The 8027-nt window shown below is 75.5% G+C and carries 5 protein-coding genes; 1 reads left to right on the top strand and 4 read right to left on the bottom strand.

Annotated elements, in window-relative coordinates; translation table 11 throughout:
* Window positions 1-53: 53 nt before the first annotated feature.
* From ABD335_RS26615 to ABD335_RS26600, 4 genes are all read right to left on the bottom strand, one after another.
* Entirely contained in the window at window positions 54-731 is a 678-nt protein-coding gene (locus tag ABD335_RS26615; RefSeq protein WP_344328071.1) for a hypothetical protein, read from the bottom strand.
* A gap of 281 nt (window positions 732-1012) precedes the next feature.
* Complete coding sequence (gene prfB, locus ABD335_RS26610; RefSeq protein WP_344328070.1) at window positions 1013-2134, bottom strand: peptide chain release factor 2; 1122 nt, start codon at window positions 2132-2134, stop codon at window positions 1013-1015.
* A 114-nt stretch (window positions 2135-2248) separates the two neighbouring features.
* Entirely contained in the window at window positions 2249-3502 is a 1254-nt protein-coding gene (locus ABD335_RS26605) for a serine/threonine-protein kinase (protein WP_344328068.1), read from the bottom strand.
* Window positions 3503-3616: 114 nt separating this feature from the next.
* Window positions 3617-5416, bottom strand: coding sequence for a serine/threonine-protein kinase (locus ABD335_RS26600; protein WP_344328067.1), 1800 nt, complete (start codon window positions 5414-5416; stop codon window positions 3617-3619).
* Window positions 5417-5937: 521 nt separating this feature from the next.
* Here ABD335_RS26600 and ABD335_RS26595 point away from each other — a divergent pair.
* On the top strand, window positions 5938-8027 hold a 2090-nt coding region (locus ABD335_RS26595; protein WP_425583755.1), incomplete at its 3' end, for an FHA domain-containing protein.

The raw sequence follows: 8027 nt of genomic DNA, 5'->3' as shown, positions 1-8027 counted from the left end.
GTCGTTTCGGCGTTACGTCACCGGCTGTGACGGACGCCTGTCGCGGGAATCGCTCAGGCGGCCGTACGGCGGCCGGCCATGCGCGGCATCAGCCGGAAGGCGACACCGCCCGCGATCATCGTCGCGGCACCGATCAGGAGGAAGGTCGTCTCGGCGGCACCGGTCTCGGCCAGCTCCTCCTTCGGCTTCTCCTGGCTGATCGGCTTGGTGCCCACCGAGTCGGTGTCGGTGCCGCAGTTCACGGAGTCCTCGTCCAGCACGCAGGTGCTGGGGTCGTCCTCGTCGGAACCGCCGCCGCTGCCACCGCTGCTCGCCGGCTCCTCACCCGGGGTGGACGGCTCGGGCTCGGGGTCGCTCGGCTCCGGCTCGGGGTCGCTCGGCTCGGGCTCCGGGTCACTCGGCTCCGGCTCCGGGTCACTCGGCTCCGGCTCCGGGTCGCTCGGCTCCGGCTCGGGGTCGCTCGGCTCCGGCTCCGGGTCCGTCCCGCCCTGCTGTCCTTCGACCAGGCCCTCGACGACACCCTCGATGACACCGGTGGTGCCCTCGGAGGTGGCGCCCTCGCTGCCGCCTTCGGTGGAGCCGTCCGTCGTGCCCTCGGTGGTGTTGCTCTCCTGGATGGCGGTGAGGTCCAACGCCGAGGCCGTGCCGATGGCGGTCAGCGACGCGCCCGCGGCGAACACCGCGGCAGCGGCGATGCGCGCCACACGCAGCCGCGTCTTGGAATTTGTCATATGCCAACTACCCCCAGTAGTGGTCATCGTCAGTGGGGCAGCCGTGCGGAGCTTCCTGCGTGCCGAGGTGCCATGCGCCGGGCCGGCCGGTGATCGTCGATCCGGACCCTGCCCACCCCCGTGCCTACGCGCCCCGAACACGCGCGTGCCAGCCTGAATGCTTTCCCAGTTGTCACGCCGTCGTCAAGCCGGAGTAAAACCGAAATGTCCAAGCTGGAGCGGTAGTTGGGGACTCTTCGGGCCGGTCTGTGACCCAACCGACACCATGGGACGGCCGATGGTCAGCCGACGCTCTGCTCCTGCTCCTGCTGCTTGCGCCAGCGGATGCCCGCCTCCAGGAAGCCGTCGATGTCGCCGTCGAGGACGGCCTGGGGGTTGCCGACCTCGTACTCGGTGCGGAGGTCCTTGACCATCTGGTACGGCTGGAGGACGTACGAACGCATCTGGTTGCCCCAGGAGTTGCCGCCGTCGCCCTTGAGGGCGTCCATCTTGGCCTGCTCCTCCGCGCGGCGGTGCGCCAGGAGTCGGGCCTGGAGGACGCGCATGGCGGCGGCGCGGTTCTGGATCTGGGACTTCTCGTTCTGGCAGGAGACGACGATGCCGGTCGGCAGGTGCGTGATCCGGACCGCGGAGTCGGTGGTGTTGACCGACTGGCCGCCGGGGCCGGAGGAGCGGAAGACGTCGATGCGGATCTCGTTCTCCGGGATCTCGATGTGGTCGGTCTGCTCCACGACCGGCAGCACCTCGACGCCCGCGAAGGACGTCTGACGGCGGCCCTGGTTGTCGAAGGGCGAGATGCGCACCATGCGGTGGGTGCCCTGCTCGACGGAGAGGGTGCCGTAGGCGTAGGGGGCCTTGACGGTGAAGGTGGCGGACTTGATGCCCGCCTCCTCGGCGTAGGAGGTGTCGAGGACCTCCGTCGGGTAGCCCTTGCGCTCGGCCCAGCGCAGGTACATCCGCATGAGCTGCTCGGCGAAGTCGGCGGCGTCCACGCCACCCGCCTCGGCGCGGATGCTGACCATGGCCTCGCGGGGGTCGTACTCGCCGGAGAGCAGCGTGCGGACCTCCAGCTCGTCCACGGCCTTCCGGACCGACTTCAGCTCCTCCTCGGCCTCGGCCCGGGCGTCGGCGTCGTTCTCGGCCTCGGCCAGTTCGAACAGCACCTCCAGGTCGTCGATCCGGCCGTGCAGTTCCTCCACCTTGCGGAGCTGCCCCTGGAGGAAGGAGAGCCTGCTGGTGACCTGCTGGGCGTTCTCGGGGTCGTCCCAGAGGGAGGGGGCCGCCGCCTGCTCTTCGAGCGCGGCGATGTCGGCCCTCATCTTGTCGAGGTCCAGGACGGCCTCGATCGACTCCATGGTCGAGGTGAGGGACTTCAGTGTTTCGGATACGTCGACGACTGCCACGCATCCAGACTAACGGCTGGAAGAAGCGTTGCTTCCGTCCCGACGGCCGACCCCCGGCCGACCCCCGGCCGGGCGGTGGCCGGGAAAACCTCCCGTGCGGGGCATCCTCCCTGGTCAGGGAGTTTCCGACGGGTCGCTCTCCGTGGGGGAGGGAATCGCGGGGTCGCCCTCCTCGCCGTCGGCCAGGGCCAGCCAGCCGCCCACCCCCAGCGCCGCGGCGACGGCCGTGGCCGTGACGCCCAGCCTGATGCGGCGACGGCGCTCGGCCGCCCGGTGACGCGCGGAGCCGGCACGCGGGGCGCCCTGGGCACGGGGGGCGCGGGCGGTGCCGTGGGCGCCGCCCGCCAGCTCGTCCGCGCCGGGGACGCGCATGCTGGTGTGGGTGTCGCGGGTGGAGTCGGGCGCGGAGCCGTGCACGAGCGGGACGACGCCGCGCGCGGAGGTGTCGTACGGCTCGGCGGCGTACGGGGTGCCCTCGTAGGCGCCGTACTCCCCGTACGTCTCCGGTTCGGGCTCCGGCTCGTCGATGTCGAGCGGCGGGTGGCCGGCCAGCGCCGGGAGCTGCTCCCGCAGCCGCGCGGCCAGCTCCGAGGCGCGCAGCCGGGAGGCGGGGGCCTTGGCCAGGCACTGGTGGATGAGCTGCCACAGCTCGTCCGGGATGCCCGGCAGCGGGGCGACGCGCTCGGTGACGTGCCGGCGCAGGACGGCGCCGGGGTGGCCGCCGCCGAAGGGCGTGAAGCCGGCGAGCAGCTCGTAGAGGACCGTGGCCAGGGCGTAGACGTCGACGGAGGCGCGCGGCGGCAGGCCCTCGACGATCTCCGGGGCGACGTAGTCGGGGGTGCCGACGACCCGGCTGCCGTTGCCGCGGCTGGGCGCGTCGATCAGCTTGGCGATGCCGAAGTCGGTGAGCAGCGCGGGCGGGGCGCCGCCGGGACCGGCCGGGGCGTGGACGTCGAGCAGGACGTTCTCGGGCTTGACGTCGCGGTGCACGATCCCGGCCGCGTGGGCGGCGGCCAGCGCGTCGGCGACGTCGGCGGTGATGGCGACCGCCACCTGCGGCGCGAGGCGGCGCTCGCGCTCCAGCCGGGTGCGCAGGTCCGTGCCGCGCACGAGGTCCATGACGAGGGCGAGGTCGTTGCCGTCCACCACCAGGTCGCGCACGCCCACGACGCGCGGGTGGTTCAGGCCGAGCAGTGCGGCGCGCTCCTGGACGAAGCGGCCCACCAGTTCCTGGTCCGCGGCCAGGTCCTCGCGCAGCAGCTTGATGGCGACGGGACCCTGCGGTCCCTCGCCCAGCCACACCGTGCCGGCGCTGCCGCGACCCAGGATCTGGTGGGCGGTGTACCGACTGCCGATCTTCCGTGACATGGCGACAAAACTACGCTGCCGAAGGGGTGTCGCGCCCCTCGGATGGCAGCAACCGTCACCGGGGGAACGGAAATCCGACCTCGAAAGTCGACAAAGCGCCCGGGTCGGCCCGCCTCACCCGTTGTTCGCGGGGGCGTCCGGGAGGTTCTCCTGCACGTCCTGGATGTCCTGCTGGACGTCCTTGACGTTCTCGGCGGCCCCCTGGCCGGCGCCCACGAGGTCCTCCAGCCACGCCCAGGCGTCGCCGAACCAGGTCTTGGTGTCCTCCCAGAACTGCCTGCCCTGGTCCCACCACTCGGGCAGCGGCGTGAAGTTCCACACCAGGACGCAGATCAGGACGACGATCAGCACCATGGACAGGCAGCCCTTGAGGCAGCCGAGCCCCGGGATGCGCAGGGGGCTGGAGCTGCGCTGCCGCGGCTGCCGGGGGGCGCGCTGGGGCGCGGGCGGGCGCGGGGGCTCGTACCGCTGCGGCTGCGGCTCGGGCTGCCGGGCCGGCGCGGGCGCGTACGGCTGCTGCTGCGCCTGCCGCCGGCGCGACTGCGGCCTCGGCTGCTGCGGCTGGGACCGGGGCTGCCGGGGCGGCTGCTGCGGCTGGGGCGGCTGCGGGGCGGGGCGGCGCCGGGGCCGGCGGCGCAGCGGGTCCAGCTCCGGGTCGAGCGGCTGGATCTGGGTCTGCTCGTTGCGGTCCCGGGCGGCGCGCAGCTGGGTCTGCCAGGGGTGCGGCTCCTCCGGACGCGGTCCGCCCGGACCGGGCGGGCCGTCCGGCATGGGCGACATCACACGGGTGGCGTCGGCGTCGGAACCGCCCTGGCCCCCTCCCTGTCCGGAGCCCTGTCCGGGACCGCCCGTCTGCGGCAGGACGCTGGTGGCCGCGTTGGGGTCGTAGGCGGGGCCGCCGCCGGGGCCGCCCGACGTCGGCAGCACCTGGGTGGGGTCCGAGGCGCCGGGCGGAGTGCCGGGGCCCTGCGGGCCCCCGGGCACCGGGGTGGGCGACGGGTCCGGGTCCAGCAGCGCGGCGACGCCCATCGCGGCCTCGGCCTGCGCGGGCGTGGCGTGCACCCCGATGCCCGCGGCGACCGTCCGCAGGGCCCGGGCGAGGCTCTCCGCGCCGGGCCGCTCGTCGGGGTTCTTGCGCAGGCAGCGCTCGATGACGGTCCACAGCGGCAGGGGCACGTTGCCGGGGCGCTGCGGCTCCTCGGTCAGGTGCCGCTGGATGACCTCCAGGGAGGTGCCGCCGCCGAACGGCGGTCTGCCGGTGACCAGCTCGTACAGCAGGATGCCGGCGCCGTAGACGTCCACCGCGGAGGTCTGCGGCCGTCCCTCGGCGGACTCGGGCGCGACGTACGCCGGGGTGCCGACGAACTCGTGGGTGCGGGTCAGGCCCGGGGAGTCGGCGAGGCGGGCGATGCCGAAGTCGGTGAGCATCGGCCGCAGGCCCGCGGGGTCGTCCTCGGACCCGGCGAGCAGGACGTTGGCCGGTTTCAGATCCCGGTGGACGATCCCGTCGGCGTGGCTGGCGGCCAGCGCGTCGGCGATCTGCGCGGTCAGCAGCGCGGCGGCCACCGGCGAGAGGGGGCCGTTCTCGCGCAGGTAGCGGTGGAGGTCCGGGCCGTCGATCAGGTCCATGACGAGGGCGAGCAGGTCGCCCTCGACCACCAGGTCGCGGGTGCGGACGATGTTGGGGTGGGTGAGGCGGAGCAGGACGGAGCGCTCGCGCAGGAAGCGCATCACCACGTCCGGATCGCTCGCCAACTCCTCCTTGAGCACCTTGATCGCGACCGTCTCGCCGGGGTGCCCGGCCACGGCCGCCTCGGCGCCCGCCGTCTCCCTCTGACGCGCGCGCCAGACGGTGCCCGTCGCGCCGCGCCCGAGCGGCTCTTCGAGCAGGTACTTGCTGCCTACCGGCCGCACGTCATGCGCTCCCTGATCGTGATCGGTCCTGCCGGGGCGACCGCGGTGGGCGCCCCGTCGGCCCACTGTAGTGCCGTGGAGCAGGAGGACCTACGGGCCGGGACACACCGGACGGGGTCGATCCGTCCGCCGCCGGTCCCCTTTCCGCCCCCTCTCCGTTCCGGTTCCGCATCCCTCTCCGCCTCCTCCCGCGCTCTTCCGCTCGCTTCCCGTCCGTTTCCGGCGTTTTTCCGCCCTTCTTCCCTCTCCTCCCCGTCCCCCGCCGTCCCTCGCCGTCCCTCACCGTCCGGCGGCCCGTCTTCCGTCTGGGACGCGCCGCACCGGCGGGCGGTTGCCGCGAGGCGGCCCCCGCGCACCCCACGCGGTGATCCGCCCCGGAGCGAAACGCTCAGTGGGCAGGCAATTACCGGCCACATTTGCACGCGTAGCCGACCAATCAAGATCATTCGTTGGGGGATCGCGGGCGCGGTGACGGTGGACGGTGCGAGGATGCACCCAGCATCACGGGACTGAAGGGGCCGATGGCGATGCAGATCCGGCTGACTGTCCTCGGACCGCGCGGCGGTTCCGCGGAACAGACCGCGAGCGGGTGCGACGTGCTGGTGACCGCCCCTCCCGGCACCACCCTCTCCGCCGTGACGGGCGCCCTCGCGGCCGCCGCCGCCTCGGCCGGCGTCGCCCCCGCCGCCGGGTCCGGGGACGCGGTGCCGGTGTTCGTCGGAGCCCAGCGGCTGGACCCGGCACGCCAGATGCTCGGGGTGCCGCCGCTGGTGGACGGCGCGGTGGTCTCCCTCTACGGCCCGACCGCCCCCTGGGGCCACGGCCCGGCGCCCGGCGGCGCGCGGGCCCGGCTGCACGTGGTCGCCGGACCGGACGCGGGCGGCGTCCACCTGCTGCGGGGCGGGCAGGTCCGCGTCGGCCGCTCCGCCGAGGCCGACGTGCCGCTGGACGACCCGGACGTCTCCCGGCTGCACTGCCTGGTCACCGTGGCCGACACGGGCGAGGTGACCGTCACCGACCTGGCCTCCACCAACGGCACGACGGTGGACGGCGTCCCCGTCCACGACCGGCCGGTCCCCCTGCCGGTGGGGGCGACGCTGCGGCTGGGCGAGTCGGCCGTGCGGCTGCGGGCCGACTCCGGCGCGGGGGGCATACCGGGCGTCCCGGCCGCCCTGCCCACCGTCCCGGACGGCGAGGGCCGGCTGCGGATCGTCCCCGGCGCGTCCGGCGCGGCCGGGGGCGGCACCGCCTCCCCGCGCCCCGGCGGGATCGCGGCGCCCGCCGCCGAGACGGTCAGCGGGCTGGGCGGCGCGACGCTGCCGGCCGCGCCGGGCGGATCGGCCACCCCGTACGTGCCCGGGCCCGGCGGGGCGCCCGAGGAGGCCGAGCACGGCCGCGCCGGCCACCACCCCTTCCCCGACGGCGGCGGCACCCACGGCGCCGGGTTCGTCCGCCCGCGTGGCGGCGCCCCGGGTGAGCGGCGCGGACGCGGCGGTCTGGGCTCCTGGACGCGCTGGCTCACCGGGGGCCGGACGGAGGAGGACGACCGGACGGCGGCGGCCGGTGCCGCGTGGCCGGCGGCGTCGTCGCGGTCCGCCGCACCACCGCCGGACGACGAGCGGTGGCCCGATCCGTCCGAGATCCTGCTCACCGCGCTGGGGCCGGGTCCCCGGCTGTGGGAGCGCGGCCCGGACCACCCCGACGCGCTCACCGTCCGCCTGGGCACCACCCGTCGCGCGGGCGGGGGCGTCGCCCCGGTCACCGTCGACCTGCGGGAGGTCGGCTCGCTGGGGCTGGCGGGCCCCCGGGACCGGCTGCTGCCGCTGGTGCGCGCGGTGCTCGCCCAGCTCGCCGCGCTGCACGGGCCGGGCGCCCTGGAGATCGTGCTGCTGGCCGCCGACCGGACGCACGGGGACGCGGCCCGCGGGGAGTGGTCCTGGCTGGGCTGGCTGCCGCACCTGCGCCCCACCCGCGGTCAGGACTGCCGTCTGCTGCTGGCGTACGACCACGAGCAGGCCGCCGCCCGCATCGAGGAACTGGTCCGGCGGCTGGACGAGCGGGGGGCGGGCGGCCCGCCGACGGTCGCCGTGGTCGACGGCGACCCCGGACCGGCCGACCTGCGCGAGGCCGTGGAGCGGTTGGCGGCGCGCGGACCGGCCGCCGGCGTCCACCTGCTGTGCCTGGCCGAGACTCCGTCCGCCACCCCCGCCTCCCCGCTCGCCGTCACCCTGGAGGCCGCGGCGACCGCCTCGCCCGCCTTCCGCGTCTGCGGCACCGTCGGCCTGCTCAGCGGCGCCGTCGCCACGGCGGTCCGGGTGGTCCGCCGCGGCACGGACCCGGCGAACGCTCCCGTGGCGACCGTGGACGGGGTGTCGGACGCCTGGGCCGAGCGCTTCGCGCGGGCCCTGGCCCCGCTGTGCGAGGCGGACGAGGGGCGCGGGGCGGCCTCGTCCCGCCCGACGCCGCTGCCGAAGACCTCCCGCCTGCTGGAGGAGCTGGGTCTGGCCCGGGCCACGCCCGCCGCGCTGCTGGCCCGCTGGACCGACCCGGGCGCCCCGGCCGCCCCCGCCGCGCCGGCGTCTCCGCGTTCGGCATCAGCGGCACCAACGCC

It is taken from the genome of Streptomyces macrosporus (assembly GCF_039533145.1).
GTDB classification, from domain to species: domain Bacteria; phylum Actinomycetota; class Actinomycetes; order Streptomycetales; family Streptomycetaceae; genus Streptomyces; species Streptomyces macrosporus.
Note: the sequence above shows the minus strand (reverse complement) of the source record. Positions and strands in the feature narration are given on the sequence as shown.